Origin of the sequence: Mesorhizobium sp. M1D.F.Ca.ET.043.01.1.1 (genome assembly GCF_003952385.1) — a bacterium.
Lineage (GTDB): Bacteria > Pseudomonadota > Alphaproteobacteria > Rhizobiales > Rhizobiaceae > Mesorhizobium.
In genome coordinates this window covers 854,171-870,951 of record NZ_CP034444.1, presented here as the reverse complement: position 1 = coordinate 870,951, position 16,781 = coordinate 854,171, and the positions used below count along the sequence as shown (strand labels likewise).

Genomic DNA, 16,781 nt, shown 5'->3' with positions numbered 1-16,781 from the left:
CATTGGGCAGACGGAAGGGCCGCTATGACAGATTGTTCCGGTCGGACGCGGAGGCGATCATTCGCGATGCGCTGGAGCTGCGCCAGACCGTGCTGGCGGCGCAGCTCAACCTTAAAGCCAATGGCGAAATATACTGGCGGCTCAATGGCTTGGTGGAGAAGCTGCATGAGGTGATGGGCGCGATTGCCGGACGGGAGCCCGACTTCCGCGCTGCCTGGCTCGGCCTGTTGCCGCTACCCGAGGATTACTGCGACCGGACATGAGAGATGGCCGGACCCATGGACAGCGTCGGCCGGGCGGCCAAGGCCAACATGCTGCTCGTTGTCGAATGCCGCCACTGCTATCACGTCGGCCGCTTCAAGGCGAACGACGTGGCCAAGGTCGTCGGCTGGAACAAGCCGCTCGAAGCCATCCGCTTCCGCTGCAAGCATTGCGGCCGCAAGGACACGGAGGTCAAGACCCAGTTCATCGACCAGGACCACCCGCCCAAGGGCTATATCTGGGTGCTGCAGAAGGCGAGGACATGATCGCTAGACGCTTTTCCACTGTGTATCGATCGCTCAAGGACGACTCGAAAAACTACAGAAAGCACGCACGGGATCGACGACGTAACCGGCCGAACCTACAGTGGCGACCCTCGACACCCTCAAGCCCTGCCCGGAGCCGCCCATGGACAGCCGCCTCGATCGCATGATCGCCCGCCTTACCACCCAGCGCCGGGCACTGGAGCGGGCGGCGCAGGAGATCCGGGGCCTGCCTGGACCAGTGCTGGAGATCGGCCTGGGCAAGGGCCGCACCTACAGCCATCTGCGCAAACTGTTCCCGGAGCGCCGGATCATCGCCTTCGACCGCGACCTGCACGCCCCGGCCGATGCTGCGCCCGCCGGCACCGACCTAGTGCTGGGCGATTTCCGCGAAACGCTGTCCGCCTTGTCCGGCCGTGCGTCCGCAGTCCTGGCCCATGCTGATTTCGGAAGCGAGGACCCCATCCGCGACGCTGCCCAGGCCGGCTGGCTGGCAACGCTGATCGACGCGCTGATGGCGCCGGGCGGACTGGTGGTCAGCGACCGGGTGATGCAGTCGCCGCGCTGGACCGCCTTGCCCTTCGACACGCCGGACTGGCCATATTTCCTCTGGCGCGTGAGCTAACCGCCCCTGGTGCTGGGAGATGCGGGCCGGCGCTTCGAATGGGAAGACCTCTAAAACAACGACCCCTGCGCCGGCGGCTCGGCAGGAAACTTTATCTGCGTCGCCGGCTTCTCGACGATCACCAGCGCGTCGTCCGGCGCGGGCCGCTGCAGCGTCCTCGCCTCCGCCCATGGCGCGGTGAGCCACGTCTCGGTCTCCTCCTCAGTGGTCAGGATCACCGGCATTGCCTTCTCGTGGATCGGCGCGATCAGCGCGTTGGGCCTTGTCGTCAGGAACCCGTAGAGCTCATGGTCGCCCGGACCTTCCTTGACCCTGCGCACGCCATGCCAGGGGGTCCAGAGGCCGGCGAAGAAGAACAGCGGCTTCTCTTCGCTCAGCGCAAACCAGAAATTCTTCTGCACGCCGGTTTCGGGGTCCTTGTCGCCGGGCGTCGGCGAGGGCTCGGCAAAGCTCGTCACCGGCACCACGCAGCGGTTCTCGACGCCGAGATAGGGCAGCCAATGGGCATATTGCGGGTTGCGGATGTTGGTCGTGCCGGAATCGGCATTGCCGCGCATCCGCTCCGGCGGCGTAGGCATGCCCCAGCGCAGCCTGGCGAGCTCGCGGCTGCCGTCGGCGGCGTTGCGCACCACCGGCGCCGGCTGGTTGGGATAGATGTCGACCGAAGGTTCGAGATTCCCGGCAATGTCGCGCAACGCCCGCGTCCACTGGCGGATCGCCTCCTGGCTGGTGGTGATGTTGTAAAGATTGCACATCGGCAGCGCTCCCGTCCGCGGATTGTTCCCGCATTTCCGGGCGAAGCGCAAACCACCCGATCCCGGAAGCGGAGCCTGCCATGCCAGTCGCTTACCTGCCGGATTGTGTCAACGTCCGCGCCCGCCGCGCCGCCTTGCCTCGACCGGCTCCTCGGCCGGCGGCTCGCCCGGCAGGCCCAGCCGGTGCCGTTCCTCCTCGGCGAAGGCTTCGGCTTCCGCGTGAATGTCGAACACCTGCTGCGTCAGTCTTCCGCCTTCGACGACGCGCACGATCCACTGGCCGTTGATGCCCTTTACGCGGACGCTGTCTGGTTCGCCTGCCACCATGTGCAGCTCCAGCTCGTTGCCACAAGAAATGCATCCTTGAACGGCAATACGATTTAACGTGCGAAGGGTTGCCGCAAGTATCGGCGCATTGGCCTTTAGTAGGAGAGCAGTCGCCGGCCGCCAGTCGATTCGACATCGCAAATAAAAATATCGAGAAACCGCCGATACTGTGTAAAAAAGCCAGGTTTCGGAACCGTGGTTAATGCACGTCGCGCCAAAGTGAGCGCCGGTTTTGCGAACACGACATGCATAACAACAAAGACCTAAAGCGCGCCGCCCGAATCCGTTTCAGCGCGACGCGCTTTAGGGCATGCTCGGCGGAATTCGACTTCGATATGTCACCCGGTTCGCGCAACAATACGCCAGCGCGTCACGAACGCGTCCAAGCGGATTGTGAGGCCGACATGTCCGCCGCGCCGATGGTTCGGATCGAATGTGAGGGTGGTCGAAGGCTTGCTTTGGCGACGTCCGCCGCGCCGGCGGCCCGGCAGCCTGGGGGGGTGTATTGGGTTCGGCGGCCGGGCCTGACCGGAGTTTGCGAGCCTGCCGGCTATCTCGAACATGCGCTTGTGCTTATACAAGGGCAAGAACGACCTAGGCCCTAGGACCAAAGCAGTGGGGGCGGCGCAAACGGCCGAAGCGGCGGCCTTCTCCCTTCAACTCCGGCTGGCTCGTCTTGAACTTGCCGCGCTCAGGCAGGCGCGTAGCGCAGCAGCGTCACGCCTTGGGAGAGGCGCTCCCTGCCAAGTGGCGTCAGCGCGAGCGACAATCCATGCTGGAAATACGGCTTGCCGCCGCCCAGGACGACCGGGTGCATGTAGAGTCGGTACTCGTCGATCAGGCGCGCTCGGGCCAGATGCGCCGCCAATCCGGCGCCGCCGACACTGATCTGGCCATCCGTCTCAGCCTTCAGCGATCTTGCCATCGCTACGGCGTCGCCATCCGCCAGGCGGGCATTGGCTCCGACCTCGCGCAGCGTCGTCGAGAACACGATCTTCGGCGTCTCGCGCCAGGCGCGGGCGAAGTCGCGCTCGACCTCGCTGGCGCCGGCGTCCCGGACCGGACCGTCCCAGTAGCGCATCGCCTCGTACAGACGCCGCCCGCAAAGCATTGTCGCTGTCCGCCGCATGTCTTCGTTGAAGTGCCGGTGCAATTCGCCTTCGGGAACGGGCAAGTCGATGTTCCCGTCCGGTCCGGCAATATAGCCGTCCAGCGACATCAGCATGGAATAGACGATCCTGGCCACCGGCGCCTCCTTCCGGCCCGCTCGACGCCAAGGATGCACAGCCTGATTGCACATTGCAATCGGATTGTCGCGAGTCGCGGGGGAAAACCGGGAGCGAGCCCGCCTCAAAATCCGAAGAACTGCTTGCCGACGAAGTAGCCGAGCGCGACGACCACCAGCGGGAAAAGCGCCGGCGCGATCCTGCCGAACGGCGAGCGTTTCATCTCTCTCGCTGGAGCGTTGGGCTTGGCGTTGCCGAGGTTCTTGGTCATGGGTCCGTCGCCGGGATTTGCTGCCGGGTGACCCATAATATTAGAAATCGCTGATTAATTTTCTGACAATTCGATCGATGCAATTTGCAGCTATCGTCGGTAGTCGCTATTCCGCCTGCTGGGTGCGCTCGGCGATCGCGAAAGCCTGCAGGTTCCTCGATTTGCCGAGATCCTGGTCGGCATTGGCGATGATGGCGTGGAAGGCGGCGCGGGCGATGTCCTTCTTCTTGGTACCGGGATGCACCTTGCGCACCGCCTTGACCAGCTCCTTCGGTGTCATGTCGGGGGTGACGAGGCGCATCAGCGTGTCGCCTATGGCCTGCAGTTCGCTGGCATCCATGACCGGAACCCTGTGTTGGCTGCATGAGCCCGGCATATAGCCGGGTCAGCGCGTCACTTTTGTGATGCGCGCCGACAAACCGTCTCGCGGCCTTCCTGATCAGGGTCTGGCGGCCGCCACGCCGGTGTCACGGCCGATCGCGGCGGGTCGGCTGTGGTTCTCGCTTATGCGGGCACCAGGACGGCGATGCGATGCACGCCGACCTCCTTGCTCGTATTCGTCGCCTCGTCGGTCTTGCCCTTGGAGCAGGTATACATGTCACCCACCTTGAGCTTGAACTCCTTGTCAGCCTTCTTGATGGTGAATGCACCCGACGTAATCGTGCACACCATGTCGTTGTCCATCACACTTTGAGGCGCGTGTGCTCCCGGTTGAAACACGACGTCGACAATGGAGATGCTTTTGTAGGCGGGAATATCGGAATTGCCGGTACCGACCTCCACAACCCTGACGCCGGGCGCAATCTCCTTGCCTTCCTTCGGACCGTACTTCTTTGTCTTGGCGAATGTTGCCGTTGCGAACAGGGGCGCAATAGTCGCGGCCGTGACGCCGAGGGCAATTGCGGACCTGCGATTCAGCTTGTTCATCGCATCCTCCCTAAACCTGCCATGCACGGATAGGCAATGGCTGCGCAACATTAGCACGTTCTGATTTAAATGTGCAGAACGGCGCTGGCCAAGAGCAATTCCAGAAAAGTGCGTGGCGGTCTTCCGTCCGGAATTGTGTAAAGCAAATAGTCGAGCTGCTCGCGCCTCACTGCTGCCTTTGCCGGAACTTCGAATGGCAGCTCGAACAGTCCTGCAGGATGAGGTGCAGGAGATGTTCGGCCGGCATGCCGGCGGGATCGGCCCGCGCTGCGCGCGGCCGCTTGCCGAGCAGGCTGCCGCCATCCATTGGCGGACCGGTCATCCGCATGTCGGCGGTGATCCCGGCCGGCGCCTTCTCTGCTTTGGCGGCGAGCGCATCGGCGAGCCGGCCGATGTGGCGGGCGAGCGCCTCGAACTCCGGCCGGGCCTGGTCGACTTCCGGTTTGGCAGCTGACGGCGCGCCCAGCGTGCCGGCAGGGAATTCCGCGATCAGGGCAGGGCCGGTGCGGGCGCTGAGCGTGCCCGCTGCCGCCCTGAAGGCCGCCGGCTCATAGGCGCGCTTGCCGTCGAACATCTCGGCGATCGCCTTCGCGGCCGCCGCCATCTCCTTCATCGAAGCCTGGCGCGCCTTGACGATTGCATTGCTTGGCCCCTCTGCCAGCGACGGGGCGGCGAGCAGCGAGCCGGCCAGCGCCAGCACCGCCGCCGCGTGCCCGACGCCGGACCTCATGCCTGCACGTCGACAATGCCCATCATGCCGAGCTGCTCATGCTCGAGGATATGGCAGTGATACATGCGCGGCCCCGGCCGCTCCTGGCGCAACTTGAGCCGCACCGTCTCGCCGCGCGCCACGTTCACCGTATCCTTCCAGGCGAGATAGGGCTGCTTCGAGACCTTGCCGTCGCGCTCGCGCTCCACCACCTGGAACTGCGTGCCGTGGAGATGGAACGGGTGGTCCATATCGGCCTGGTTGACGATTTCCCAGAGCTCGGTCTCGCCGGCCCTGGCGACGATGTCGACGCGCTCCATGTCGAAGGCCTTGCCGTTGATCAGGAAGCCCATCTCCATGCCGGTGGCGTTCATCGCCATGGTCTCGGTGAACACGAAGCGGCGGCTGACCGTGGGCTGCCCAAGCGGCGCGATCGGCCTGAGCTGCTCGGGCAGCGGCGGCATCGCTTCCGCCGGCGTCTCGGAGACGTCGACCGTCAGCAGCGTCAGCCCGGCATCCGCAGGCTGGCCGGGACCCATCCAGCCGCGGTCGTAGTCGAGCGCGGTGAGCGTTGCGGCGCCGGGCCGGTCGAAGGCGACGACCAGCTCGACGCGCTCGGCGGGGCTGAGGAGGATCTCGTCGGCCGCAACCGGCTTCCCCAGCAGGCCGCCGTCTGTCCCGATGATCGTCATCGCCGCGCCATCGAAGGCAAGCCTGAGGAAGCGCGCATTGGTGGCGTTGTAGAGCCGCAGGCGCCGCTTCGCGCCCATCGCCATGGCGAGCCGCGGGTTCTTCTGGCCGTTGACCAGGACATGGTCGCCGACGCGGCCGTTCATCAGATCCTTCATATCGCTTTCGGGCATCGAGCCGTCAGCGGCAAGGCGAAGGTCGGTGAACATGAGCACCGTGTCGCCATAGGCCGTAGGAACGGGATCGGCCTTGGCCTTGACGACGAAGGCGCCGGCAAGGCCGCGATAGACCTGCTCGGCCGTCCGGCCGTGCGGATGCGGATGATACCAGTAGGAGCCGGCGCTGCCTTCCGGCAGCTCGAAGGCGTAGACGCGGTCCGCACCCGCCGCCACCTGGTCCATCGGATTGCCGTCCTGGCCGGCGGGCACCGGCATGCCGTGCCAGTGGATGGTGCTTGGCTCGCCCTCGATCCGGTTGGCGAAAGTGATCTCGACGCGGTCGCCCTCATGGGCCTCGATCAGCGGGCCCGGGCTCATGCCGTTATAGCCAAGGATCGGAGTGTCCCGGTCAGCGGCGAAACGCGCCGTGGCGGGCGCCGCCGTCAGCCTCGCCCTGAACAGGCCGGGCCGGCCGGCGTCGTTGGCAAGCAGCGATAGCTCGCGCAGCGCCTCGCCTTCTGGCAGCGGGGCCGGGCCTTTCGACATGGCGCCCATGTCGTGGCCCGCATGGCCGCCCATCCCCGGCATGGAATCCATGTTCGACATGCCATCCATCTTCATCTGCGCCAGCGCGCGAGGGACCGACAGAGCCGTTGCCAGGCCGGCTGCCAGAAAGCCGCGACGATGCATCTTTTTCTCCTCGATCTCGATCAGAAGGTCCCGCCGAAAGGTCTGGCCCCGACGCTAAGGGTTCCAGTTGCTGGAAGGTCAAGCCCGATCGAAGCCTCGCGCCGGAATTTCCGGCGAATGGATCGTAGTGGCCCCGGCCGCGTTCATGCGCACGGGATGCAACCAGCCGTTTCATCGAGCAGAGGCCGCATCATGCTCATCCAACCGATCGACTATTTCCTCCTTGCCTGGTTCGTGCTCGCGGCGGCGTCGACGCTCTATGTCGGCTTCGACCAGTACCGCAACAATCCCGAGCCGGTGGTGATGAAATGGGGCTTCATCCTTGTGACTCTCTATATGGGCCCGCTCGGCCTGCTTCTTTATGTGTTGGCCGACAAGGAGCCGCGTCCCGGCGAGCACGAGGCCTTTACCGGCCCGCTCTGGAAACAGGGCGTCGGCTCGACCATCCATTGCGTCGCCGGCGATGCCACCGGCATCATCCTTGCCGCGGTCGTCACCGCCACGCTCGGCCTGCCGATGTGGCTCGACCTCATCGTTGAATATCTTGCCGGCTTCGCCTTCGGCCTCTTCATCTTCCAGTCGCTTTTCATGAAATCGATGATGGGCGGCAGCTATTGGGAAAACGTCCGCAGGAGCTTCCAGCCCGAGTTCATCTCCATGAACTTCATGATGGCCGGCATGGCGCCGGTCATGAGTTTCCTGATGATGGGCCGTGACATGCGCGCCATGGAACCGACCGAGCTTCTGTTCTGGGGCGTGATGTCGATCGGCGTGATCGCCGGCTTCACGCTGGCCTACCCGGCCAATGTCTGGCTGGTCGCGCGCGGGCTGAAGCATGGCCTGATGACGGAGCGCGAAAAGGCGGCCAAGGCGGCTGCCCAGCCCGTGAGGGGACGGCATGCGCGAATGCAAATGCAGCAGGCTGATGCGGGCGGCCATGGTCATCATCGGCAAGGCGGCGGCCCGGCCTCCGGCAACGGCGGCGCTGGCCATCACATGCGCTCGGATGCGACCACGCCGCAGATCACCGCCCTCGGCATGGCCTCGCTGGTCGCGCTTGCCATCGGAATGATCGCGCCTGCGAACTGGCTGAACCTGACCTTGTCGGCTCGCGACGTCGGCGGGGTGATCATGCCGCAGGGCATGATCATGGACCGCGACACGCCGGCCGACGCCATGCGCGACATGGCGGCGGCCGACCCGCGCCTGGTGACCGCCTCCTACGATCTTGTGGCCAAGGGAGATCAGGAATTGCCGTTCCGCATGGAGAATGGAGTGAAGGTGTTTGAGCTCAGGCCGTCGGTGGGCCGCTGGCAGATCCTGCCGGACGTGGCGGTCGACGCCTATGCCTATAACGGCCAGATTCCGGGCCCGCGCATTCATATACGCCAGGGAGACCGTGTCCGCATCGACGTCATCAACGGCTTGCCGGAGGAGACGACGGTGCACTGGCATGGCTTGATCCTGCCCAACCAGATGGACGGGCCGGCCGAGATCACCCAGGCGCCGATCGAGCCTGGACAGACCTATTCCTACGAATTCACGGCCACCCAGCACGGCACCTATTTCTATCATCCGCACGCCAAGCCCGACCGGACCCAGGCGCTCGGCCTCTACGGTGCGCTGATCGTCGATCCCGCCAATCCCGCCGACGAGGTCGCCGCCGATCATGACTATGTCATCGAGCTGCAGGAATGGCTGGTGCGGGAGGGCCTGACCTATCCCTCAATGCCTATGGACGGCGGTATGCCGAACTTCTTCACCATCAACGGCAAGGCCTATCCCTCGACCGATACGATCCGCATGAAGGTCGGCGAGACGCTGAAGGTCCGCTTCATCGGCACCAACAACGGCCTCATCCACCCGATGCACATCCATGGCGGCCCGTTCGAGGTCGTCGCTCGCGACGGCGAGACGGTTCCAGCCTCGGCTCGCTTCCTCGCTGACACGGTCAATGTCGGGCCGGGCCAGCGCTATGACGTCGTTTGGAAGGCACAGCGCCCGGGCAAGTGGCTCATCCACTGCCACATCCCGCATCACACGACCAACAACAATGTCGAGGAGAAGGGCGGAGGCGGGCTGATGGTCGTCATCGACGTCACGTGATCGCGACGGGGCGTTCCGTCGGCCTTCCGGATCCGGCGCGCGCCTTCAGAGCTTGGAACTCTTGACGCTCGCGCAGGGTTTATAGGCGAGGCGAACTGCCATGGAAGACAAACCGCCTGCCGAAAATCCGGGAAGGACCCTAGCCATCGTGCTGGCGCTCTGTCTCATCATCATCGCCTTGTTCTTCATCGGCTTCAGATATTCGGAGCGCGATCAGGGTGCCTTGATCGTACCCGGAACGGCGCAGGGCACGAAGTGACCGGCCCGAAGTTTTTGCCCGACAGGCTGAAGCTTCCCGTCGGCTCCATGCTCTTGTGGCACGGCGCGTCTCCGCTTGCGGAAAGGACTGTAACACTTTGATTTTGCGCCTGATCGTTTGCGAAGTTTTGGCCCGGGATCATACGCCCTGGAAGAAACAGGTTTTCCGAAACGTTTATCGAACAGGCAACGCTCAACGCCTGGCATCTGACAGTAGCCCCTGTGAGCAAGGAACCCCTCCGGCAACAGCGCGCACCGCGCCCGACGCCCAGGGAGACAGAACATGCCCGCCAACGCCTATATCAACCGCATCGCGACTGCGGTTCCGGAGCACGAAGTTCATCAGTTCTACCTACGCTACGCGGGCTCGATGCTTGCCGCCGATCGCAGCAGGATATTCGAACGCATGGCCGGCCTCGCCGGCATCGAGCACCGCTTTTCCTGCTTCGCGCCCGCCCTCGACCCCGAAGGGCCGTCGGTCGACCTTGCCGGAACCTTCAGGCGCGGCGCGTTCCCCGGTACGGCCGCCAGAATGGCGATGTACAGCGAAGCCGCGCCTGTGCTTGCGCAAAAGGCCGTTGACGGACTTCACCTCGGCAACGAGGCGTCGCGCATCACCCATCTCATCGTCACCTCTTGCACCGGTTTCTCGGCGCCCGGCATCGACCTCGACCTGGTTCGGCGCTGCAACCTTCCCGACAACATCGAACGCACGATGATCGGCTTCATGGGCTGCTATGCAGCGGTCAACGGCCTCAAGCTTGCCCGCCACATCGTCCGCTCGGATCCGCAGGCGAGGGTGCTGCTGGTCAATATCGAGGTTTGCACCCTGCACATCAGGGAGACCAGCGAGCTGGAAAAGCTCTTGTCCTTCTGCCTTTGGGGCGATGGCTGCGCGGCGAGCCTCGTCACCGCCGAGCCGCCCGGCATAGAGCTCGACTCCTTCTGTTGCACCGTTGCGGACGAGCGGCGGGACTTGATGACCTGGGACATCCGCGACCACGGCTTCGACATGTATCTTTCGGGCCAGGTGCCGGCGGCGGTCCAGCACGCGCTGCGCAGCAACCAGGACGCCCTCCTCGGCGGCCGGGCTGCAGAGGCGATCGACCTCTGGGCCGTGCATCCCGGCGGCCGCACCATTCTCGACGCCGTCGAGAGGGCGCTGGACCTCGAGCCGGCCGCGCTTGAAGCGTCGCGCGAGGTGCTGCGCCGATACGGCAACATGTCGTCGCCGACTGTCATGTTCGTGATGGAAGAGATGCTGAAGAAGCCGGGCGGGCTGCTCGGCTGCGGCCTGTCGTTCGGACCTGGGCTGACGGCGGAGACCATGCTGTTCAGGACCGTCTCATGAGCGCGCTCGCCCAGCGCAGCCTCATCCCGGAAATCCTCGATCGCCTCGCGGCCGACGATCAACGGGCGCTTGCCTCGCGCCGCGACCTGCGGCGCATCAATGCGCTGATGTTCCAGGCGCCAATCATGGCATCGCTCATGCGGAAATTCTTGCCGCGGCCGCCCGACCACATCCTGGAGATCGGCGCCGGCGACGGCACCTTAATGCTGAGGGTGGCCCGGCGCATGGCAAGGGACTGGCGCGAGGTGGAACTTACGATGCTCGATCGGGTCGCTCTCGTCACGCCAAAGCTCGCGGCGGATTTCGCCGCTCTGGGATGGACGGTCGAAACCGTCACCGCCGATGTGTTCGATTGGGCGGGCAGGGCGGATGGCAGGCGCTTCGACGCGATCACAGTCAACCTGTTCCTGCATCATTTCGACGACGCCGGACTGCTGCTCCTGTTTTCACTTTTGCGGCGCAAGGCTCCGCTCATTCTGGCGTCGGAACCGCTGCGGACAGGCTTCGCGCTGACCGCCGCCCGGCTTCTGCCGGCAATCGGCGTCAACGACGTCACCCGGCATGACGCGGTCCAGAGCGTGCGCGCCGGCTTTCGCGGCAGCGAGCTTTCCGACCTCTGGAGCGCCGCCGGCGGGAGACCGCTGGAGGAGCGGCGCGCCGGGCCTTTCTCCCATGTCTTCGTCGGCGCGGCGCCGGCGGCGGATGCGTGATGAGGCGGCCAACCCACGATGCGATCGTCATCGGTGGCGGTCCGGCGGGCGCGTCTGCGGCGCTGGCGCTCGCCCGGCGCGGATGGGCCGTCGCGATCGTGGAAAAGAGCGCGTTTCCGCGCCGCAAGGTGTGCGGCGAATACATTTCGGCAAGCAACCTCGCGCTCCTCGACAGGTTGGGGATCGGCGATTCCTGGCGCGCCGAGGCCGGTCCCGAAGTCCGCCGGGTCGGCCTGTTTTCCGGCGACACCCGCATCGAGGCGCCAATGCCGGGCGCGCGTGCTGGACCCGCGGCAAGAGACGGTTTCGGCCGCGCGCTTGGCCGCGACATATTGGATAGCTTGCTGCTCGATGCCGCCCGCTCGGCTGGCGCGGAAATCTTCCAGCCCAGTCGCGCCATCGCCGTCGAACGCGACGGTGATCGCCAGGCGGTGCGGATCCAGGCTAAAGGCGGCAGCTCCCCCGACGAGGCGACGATCCTTCGGGCGCCGGTGATCGTCGCCGCGCACGGCTCGTGGGAGCCGGGGCCGCTGCCGAGCCAGCTTGGAAAGGTCAATCGCCCCTCGGACCTGCTCGGCTTCAAGGCGCATTTCACCGGATCATCGCTGCCGCCCGACCTGATGCCGCTGCTGACATTCCCGGGCGGCTATGGCGGCATGGTGCTCGCCGACCACGGCCGTATGTCGATCTCCTGCTGCATAAGGCGCAATGTGCTGACCCGGCTGCGCGCCAGCCTTGCCCGCGCGGGCGGCGGCCATGTCACGGCGGCCGAGGCCGTCGAGCATCACATCCTGGCGACTTGCCGGGGCGTGCGGGACGCCCTGGAGCAGGCCCGCCGCGACGGTCCGTGGCTTGCCGCCGGTCCGATCCGGCCAGGCATCCGCGCCGGCTACGAAGCGGACATCTTCCGCGTCGGCAATGCCGCCGGCGAGTCGCATCCGATCATCGCCGAGGGCATATCGATGGCGCTTCAGTCCGGCTGGCTTCTGGCACATGAGCTCGGCGGGGCGGCAAGCGGGCAGGGGAAGCTCGAGGCGGCCGGCAGGCGCTACGAGGCGGCCTGGCGGGGATTGTTCATGACACGGATCGTCGCCGCCGAAGCCATCGCCCGACTGGCCCTTGGCCCCGGCGGCGCAGCCTTGATAGAGGCGGTCGTCCGCAATTTCCCGCGGACGTTGACGCTGGGGGCGCGGCTTAGCGGCAAGACGAAAGCCGTTCCCGGCCTCGCCGATGCACGCCTTGCTCGATAAACTGCCTCAGGCCACAGCCACTATGACATGCGCCTGAATTTTGGCCGCGACCTCGCCGCTGCCGTGCCTATCCCCAATCACCGATGCGGCATAGTCCGTCGCCGCTTCCAGTTTGCCCGCGTCCCTGGCCTCGATTTCGTTGCGAAGGGGGGAGCCCTGACAATAGCCAACGGCCGGAATGCGCGGCGAGGATGCACGACTTTGTTCGGCCCGCGTCTCGATCACCACTCGGGAGAAACCTGCGTCCTCCAGCTCGCGGCGGATCAGTGCCGTATCGTGGTAGCCGTACGGCGTGCGGGCCAGAAAGCGCGGCGGATCGTCCGGAAAAATCCGCGCAAGCGCGTTCGTTATATCGTCCGCAAAGACATTCTCCTCGATGCGATCCCATACGTTGAACAGAAAACGTCCTCCGGGCTTGAGCACGCGCTTTGCCTCACGGTAGCCAAGCGTGCGGTCTGGAAAAAACATCGCGCCGAACTGACAGCAAACGACATCGAAGGCCGCGTCCTCGAACGGCAGCGCCAGGGCATCAGCCTGGCGCCACGTGATGCGGCTGTCGGGTTCTTGCCGCGAAGCGGCGTAATCGAGCATCGGCTGGCTGAGGTCGGTTACGACATAGCTTGCGCCGGAGGGCAGTTTTGGCGCCAACGCGCGGGTGACAACGCCGGTGCCCGCGGCGATTTCCAGAACCGAGCCGGGTGAGAGCGACGCTGCCCGTCGCGCCAGATCCGCGGCGTAGGGCTCGAAAATCAACGGCACCATATAGCGGTCGTAGTTTTCCGGAACCGAGCCCGCGAACACCTTATCCGTTTCCAACATTGCGATTACCAGCCGTTCATTCGATGGCTCGCAAGACTAGCACATAAATGTTTGTTTTGGCTCGGTTTCGACCGAGATCCGCGCAGCGGCATATGGGGTTATGCCGGTCGTTGCTGTCGGGCGTTGAAGCGCCCGCACCGGCCAAGCTTGTGGAACATTCCGAGGCTACCGGAGTTCGTATGTATCCGGCTCTTTTGCCGCCAAGCCCGTGATGCGTTGTGATGTGGCCTGAGGGCGGCGCTCGCCACGCCCCCCGGGAGGCATTACGATGGCTAACCATACGATCCCCCACAATCCGCACAGCACGGCGAGCATTGCCGGCCATCCTGTCCATGCAATGCTGATCCCGTTCCCGATCGCCTTCTTTGTCGCGACCTTCGTTTGCGACCTCATCTTCTGGCGGACCGGCAATCCGGCCTGGGTCACGCCGACGCTCTGGCTGCTCGGGGGCGGTCTGATCATGGCCGCGCTGGCCGCTCTTGCCGGTCTGACCGATGTGCTCGGCGATGCACAGATCCGCAATCTCCAGGACGTATGGCTGCACGCCGGCGGCAATGCGCTCGTCGTCCTGATTGAGCTTTACAACTGGTACTCGCGATATGCCCAAGGCGAGGCGGCGGTGCTGCCGGTTGGCCTCGTCCTGTCGCTGATCGTTGTGCTTGTCCTGCTGTTCACCGGCTGGAAGGGCTGGGGAATGGTCTACCGGCATCACGTGGGGGTTGCCGACGGCCCGGACCAGATGCGCTGAATTTGCGACGCTCGCCGGTTCTTGGGAGCAATTCCGGGAAAATGCGCAGCGATTTCGTCAGGCATTACGTAAAAACAAATAGTTAGATCGGGTAAGCGATTCAAAAGGTGAACCGCGCCAGCGCCGCTGAGCCTGGGGACCCCGGCCGATGGGTGTCTCAATTTGAAGACCCGATCTACGACTACGAAGGAATCGCTACGCCGCCTCGAAGGGTGTAGGATGCTCTGTCGTCCGCACCCGGCAGAGGCACACGGACGCTGAAAGAGCAGATCGCGCTTTCGCCCATCCAAGGGGAGGGAAGCGTTATGGTTTTCACCAAACACAGCGGCATATTTGGCCCAGGCGAGCTTGAGCTTCTCCAGAAGGTATTTGACCAACTGTGCAACGAGCGCCGTCTGGCCCTTAAGGACGGCGACCAAAGAAAACAGCTTGCCCGCGACGTCATCCAAGCGTTCCAAAGCGGCTTCACCGCTGAAGTGGAGTTGTGGCACTCGCTTTCGAAGCGCCGCGCGGCCAGGGTGCGAAGCGACCTGGCTTGATAGCCCTGTCCTTGATTTTCGGCACGCGGCGGAGCCGTCCCTCCCGCCACGGGGCTGCGCGTCGCATTCCGCTCGCGAAGAACTGCCGCACCTCGCCACGCCAGGCTCTTCCTGCCGCTTTTTTACCTCAATCCGTCCTTAGCTGGCGATCGTCCGAGAGGGCAAAACCTTCGCGTTTGCTTGACTCAGCCCGCAAAAACGGGCAGCAAAAGCGGGCGAGGGAGAGCATTTTTACCGTGGCGAAGACCATGGAGGGCTCTTTTTTCGTATGGACCGTCGCCACAATGGCGATTGGTGGAGGGATTGGTTAACCATCTTTGTCCATCTTTTGAATCAATCGGCAACAGACGCGTGAAGGTGCAGGGGGCACCAGGCGAACTGTGATCGTGACGGGTGCCAGGTCCGCAAAACCGGCATGCCGATTGAGAGTGGTCGTATGGCGTTTTTGCGTTTGAAGAACCGGGGTGACACTCCTGAAGAGGGGGTAACTTCGAAGAAATCTGGTGGTCATCGTTGGGTTGTGGTGCCCGCTGTCGGCGCCGCGCTCGCCCTATGGTCGGTGGCGACCGTGGCAGGGCTCTATTCGGTAAGCACCTCGCTCACCGCTGCCTCCAACGGATTGCCGCAGAGCCTGGTCGCGCCGCGCAACATCGCGCTCGCCGGCCAGCGCCGCCACCTTGCCAATGCCTGGGCGCCGCGCCTTGCCGCGGCCGGCGGCTACAAGACGGGCTCGCTCACCGGCGGCTGCGATGCCGACTGTGTCGGTCTCGCCACCAGCTTCGCGCCCTCCGCTGTAACCCATGACGGCAAGGCGGCGCGCCTGAAGCCGGCGACGCCGGATAGCGTCGCTTTTGAAAAGATCAGCGTTGCGCGTGAGAAGGTCGTTCTGGAGGCTTCCGCCGCGGATGTCGCCGACCGTTTCGACACCGTGGTCAAGCGCGCCGGGCTTTCGCCGCAGAAACTCGCCGATGCCTTCCATCGCGCGGAGAACGCGCCCTTCCTGCTTGCGAGCCTGCCGGCGGCGAGCCGCTTCGGCGGCGCCGCCCAGAGCGATCCGAGCGGTCCGGCCGAGGCACGCTTCGGCTCAAGCCAGGTCGATGTCAAGCGTGCGTCCGAGCTGGCGCTTGCCCTAGCCAATGTCATGCCCGAAGAGACGGTCGACGTGCCGACCGCCGTCGCGCTCGCCAACAGCGATGCGCCCGATCTTTCGGCGGGTGCTCCCGACGGTGGACAGGCTGAAGTGCAGGTCGCCTCGGTGCCGCCGCAGGATGGCTTGCCCGATAGCATCGCCGTGCCCGGCTTGAGGCCGCGGGCCACGCTCGAGCGCGCGACCGAGGCGCCCGAACAGAATGCCGAGCGCAAGCCGGAACCGGCCAAGTCGCAGGCAAGCCAGGCGGCCAGGCCCCAGCCAGCCAGGCCGGAACCTGCCAAGCCGCAGCCGGCCGCCGTCGATACCGCGGAAGGCCAGCAGTCGCCGCGCTCGCTGAGGCTCTCCGACCAGGCGCTTTCGGGTGTGCAGGGCTCGAAGCCTCTCGTGCCGGACTCTAAGCCCGCCAAGCGCGGCAAGGCGCAGCCCTCCGAGATGCTCGCCTATGCCAAGCCGGACACGCCTGAGCGCGGCGGCCTCGGCAGGGCTTTCGGGAGCCTGTTCAATTCGCCTTCGACGGGCAATGGCGTCGCCGTCTACGACATCTCGGCGGCGACCGTCTACATGCCCGACGGCTCGAAGCTCGAGGCGCATTCGGGGTATGGCTCGATGGTCGACCAGCCGCGCTTCGTCAACCGCAAGAATGTCGGCCCGACGCCGCCCGACACCTACAATCTGTCGATGCGTGAATCGCGCTTCCACGGCGTCGAGGCGATCCGGCTGACGCCGACCAGCGGCAACAACAAATATAACCGCAACGGCCTGCTCGCGCACACCTATATGCTGCGCGGCGGCCGCGCCGAATCCAACGGCTGCGTCGTCTTCAAGGACTATCACCGCTTCCTTGCCGCCTACAAGAAAGGCAAGATCAAGCGCCTCGTCGTGGTGCCCCGCCTGACCAGGTCGCCCACCCAGGTCGCCCAGGAAGGCCGCCAGGGCTAGTTTCTCCTG

20 protein-coding genes are annotated in these 16,781 nt (G+C 65.0%); 11 read left to right on the top strand and 9 right to left on the bottom strand.

What is annotated here, in order from left to right:
* The first annotated feature begins 2 nt into the window (after nt 1-2).
* The 3 genes from EJ067_RS04505 to EJ067_RS04495 all read left to right on the top strand — a co-directional run bounded on the left by EJ067_RS04505 (nt 3) and on the right by EJ067_RS04495 (nt 1,149).
* Entirely contained in the window at nt 3-263 is a 261-nt protein-coding gene (locus EJ067_RS04505) for a hypothetical protein (protein ID WP_126084861.1), read from the top strand.
* Nucleotides 264-266: 3 nt separating this feature from the next.
* Entirely contained in the window at nt 267-527 is a 261-nt protein-coding gene (locus EJ067_RS04500) for a hypothetical protein (protein ID WP_126084860.1), read from the top strand.
* Nucleotides 528-669: 142 nt separating this feature from the next.
* Nucleotides 670-1,149, top strand: a complete 480-nt coding sequence (locus tag EJ067_RS04495) for a class I SAM-dependent methyltransferase (RefSeq protein ID WP_126084859.1) — start codon at nt 670-672, stop codon at nt 1,147-1,149.
* 50 nt (nt 1,150-1,199) lie between these two features.
* On the opposite strand, the gene EJ067_RS04490 is transcribed toward EJ067_RS04495, so the two are convergent.
* The 8 genes from EJ067_RS04490 to EJ067_RS04460 all read right to left on the bottom strand — a co-directional run bounded on the left by EJ067_RS04490 (nt 1,200) and on the right by EJ067_RS04460 (nt 6,902).
* Nucleotides 1,200-1,904, bottom strand: coding sequence for an SOS response-associated peptidase (locus EJ067_RS04490; RefSeq protein ID WP_126084858.1), 705 nt, complete (start codon nt 1,902-1,904; stop codon nt 1,200-1,202).
* Nucleotides 1,905-2,012: 108 nt separating this feature from the next.
* On the bottom strand, nt 2,013-2,231 hold the full coding sequence (locus EJ067_RS04485) for a hypothetical protein (RefSeq protein ID WP_126084857.1): 219 nt from the start codon (nt 2,229-2,231) through the stop codon (nt 2,013-2,015).
* A 691-nt stretch (nt 2,232-2,922) separates the two neighbouring features.
* Complete coding sequence (locus tag EJ067_RS04480; protein WP_126084856.1) at nt 2,923-3,477, bottom strand: dihydrofolate reductase family protein; 555 nt, start codon at nt 3,475-3,477, stop codon at nt 2,923-2,925.
* Between the two features lie 104 nt (nt 3,478-3,581).
* A complete protein-coding gene (locus EJ067_RS34440) occupies nt 3,582-3,728 on the bottom strand; it encodes a hypothetical protein (protein WP_189510393.1) in 147 nt (48 codons plus the stop codon).
* A 106-nt stretch (nt 3,729-3,834) separates the two neighbouring features.
* On the bottom strand, nt 3,835-4,068 hold the full coding sequence (locus EJ067_RS04475; protein WP_126084855.1) for a hypothetical protein: 234 nt from the start codon (nt 4,066-4,068) through the stop codon (nt 3,835-3,837).
* A gap of 164 nt (nt 4,069-4,232) precedes the next feature.
* Entirely contained in the window at nt 4,233-4,655 is a 423-nt protein-coding gene (locus tag EJ067_RS04470) for a hypothetical protein (RefSeq protein WP_126084854.1), read from the bottom strand.
* Nucleotides 4,656-4,821: 166 nt separating this feature from the next.
* Nucleotides 4,822-5,385 (bottom strand): cytochrome c, encoded by a 564-nt coding sequence (locus tag EJ067_RS04465; RefSeq protein ID WP_126084853.1) that lies wholly within the window; start codon nt 5,383-5,385, stop codon nt 4,822-4,824.
* On the bottom strand, nt 5,382-6,902 hold the full coding sequence (locus tag EJ067_RS04460; protein WP_126084852.1) for a multicopper oxidase family protein: 1,521 nt from the start codon (nt 6,900-6,902) through the stop codon (nt 5,382-5,384). The genes EJ067_RS04465 and EJ067_RS04460 overlap by 4 nt, the downstream gene beginning before the upstream one ends.
* A 192-nt stretch (nt 6,903-7,094) precedes the next feature.
* On the opposite strand from EJ067_RS04460, the gene EJ067_RS04455 reads away from it, so the two are divergent.
* The 5 genes from EJ067_RS04455 (at nt 7,095) to EJ067_RS04440 (ending at nt 12,577) form a co-directional block, all read left to right on the top strand.
* Nucleotides 7,095-9,008, top strand: coding sequence for a DUF4396 domain-containing protein (locus EJ067_RS04455; RefSeq protein ID WP_126084851.1), 1,914 nt, complete (start codon nt 7,095-7,097; stop codon nt 9,006-9,008).
* A gap of 100 nt (nt 9,009-9,108) precedes the next feature.
* Entirely contained in the window at nt 9,109-9,267 is a 159-nt protein-coding gene (locus EJ067_RS34435; protein WP_168247565.1) for a hypothetical protein, read from the top strand.
* Between the two features lie 282 nt (nt 9,268-9,549).
* Nucleotides 9,550-10,617: a type III polyketide synthase gene (locus tag EJ067_RS04450; RefSeq protein WP_126084850.1), complete on the top strand. Its 1,068-nt coding sequence runs from the start codon at nt 9,550-9,552 to the stop codon at nt 10,615-10,617.
* Nucleotides 10,614-11,327, top strand: coding sequence for a methyltransferase domain-containing protein (locus EJ067_RS04445; protein WP_126084849.1), 714 nt, complete (start codon nt 10,614-10,616; stop codon nt 11,325-11,327). Before EJ067_RS04450 ends, EJ067_RS04445 begins: the two co-directional genes overlap by 4 nt.
* Nucleotides 11,327-12,577: an FAD-dependent oxidoreductase gene (locus EJ067_RS04440; protein ID WP_189510391.1), complete on the top strand. Its 1,251-nt coding sequence runs from the start codon at nt 11,327-11,329 to the stop codon at nt 12,575-12,577. The genes EJ067_RS04445 and EJ067_RS04440 overlap by 1 nt, the downstream gene beginning before the upstream one ends.
* 6 nt (nt 12,578-12,583) lie before the next feature.
* Here the strand turns inward: EJ067_RS04440 and EJ067_RS04435 are convergent, their stop codons facing one another.
* Entirely contained in the window at nt 12,584-13,396 is an 813-nt protein-coding gene (locus EJ067_RS04435; protein WP_126084847.1) for a methyltransferase domain-containing protein, read from the bottom strand.
* Nucleotides 13,397-13,664: 268 nt separating this feature from the next.
* On the opposite strand from EJ067_RS04435, the gene EJ067_RS04430 reads away from it, so the two are divergent.
* The 3 genes from EJ067_RS04430 to EJ067_RS04420 all read left to right on the top strand — a co-directional run bounded on the left by EJ067_RS04430 (nt 13,665) and on the right by EJ067_RS04420 (nt 16,772).
* Nucleotides 13,665-14,144 carry a DUF2231 domain-containing protein gene (locus tag EJ067_RS04430; protein WP_245468169.1) on the top strand — a complete coding sequence of 160 codons (480 nt, stop codon included), beginning with the start codon at nt 13,665-13,667 and terminating at the stop codon, nt 14,142-14,144.
* A 305-nt stretch (nt 14,145-14,449) separates the two neighbouring features.
* A complete protein-coding gene (locus tag EJ067_RS34430; protein ID WP_189510389.1) occupies nt 14,450-14,683 on the top strand; it encodes an RNA-binding protein in 234 nt (77 codons plus the stop codon).
* Nucleotides 14,684-15,251: 568 nt separating this feature from the next.
* Nucleotides 15,252-16,772 (top strand): tlde1 domain-containing protein, encoded by a 1,521-nt coding sequence (locus EJ067_RS04420; protein ID WP_245468168.1) that lies wholly within the window; start codon nt 15,252-15,254, stop codon nt 16,770-16,772.
* Nucleotides 16,773-16,781: the final 9 nt, after the last annotated feature.